At 42.0% G+C, this 858-nt stretch carries 1 protein-coding gene; it reads right to left on the bottom strand.

The features are described from left to right. Positions 1-72: 72 nt before the first annotated feature. Positions 73-858, bottom strand: a 786-nt coding sequence (pssA, locus tag R7190_RS26425) for a CDP-diacylglycerol--serine O-phosphatidyltransferase (protein WP_318137745.1), incomplete at its 5' end; no start/stop codon positions are given.

Below are 858 nucleotides of genomic sequence, written 5' to 3'. Positions count from 1 at the left end.
CACTTGATCTGCCATGTACAAAAAAAACCCAACATAAGTTGGGCTTTCGAAAGACAAATAAGCGGAAGATATTTAAAGGATACGCTTTAAAACACCGTCAGCTTTTAAGCGAGTGATTTTTCTCACGAGTTTTTGCACAGCAAGCGGGTAATCTTCGACTTTTTCCAACTGTTTGTAAGTGCAGATTAGCTGCGTATGTTCAAGGATTCGGGCTACTTCATCTTCAAACTTATGAGTAAGGTTTGCGTAGTCATCTTGAATCAATAAACCATTTTCAAGATCGAGAGACCAAGCACGCGGATTTAAGTTGTTACCTGTAAGCAGCATGTATCGTTTATCAACCCAGATACCTTTTAGGTGGAAGCTGTTGTTTTCATGCTTCCATAAGTGGACTGAAAGCTTACGAGCTGCAATGTTCGCCTCATTTGCTTTGGCAAAGCGGCGCAGATTTACCTCGTACAGGTAAGGAAGACCACCAATGGTTTTGAAATCTTCTTCTGGAGAGATATAGAAATCGTTCGCGGTTTTATCTCCTACCACGATCGTTACTTTTACTCCACGTTTCATCGCACGTTTTACTTCCCGGTGAATTGATTTAGGGAAGTTAAAATATGGCGTACAGATGAAAATTTCGTTCTTTGCTGCTGCTAGTAGCTTGACGATTTGCTGGTTTAGTAAGTTTCGACGCTTACCAAGACCAACAAGTGGTGTGAGCTTTACTTTATCTTCTGCCGCTGACTCATGGGCAAATTGATAGTTGGCTTGAGCAAGAGAAGAGCGAAGTTGGCGAATTGCCGATTTAATTTCTTTGGTTTCTGGCTTATCTCGATCGGCCAAGTCGTTTACTGCAGGGTGAGC

The organism is Vibrio sp. 1078-1 (assembly GCF_033340475.1).
The sequence above is the reverse complement of the archived record's forward strand: the minus strand, read 5'-3'. Positions and strand labels throughout refer to the sequence as shown.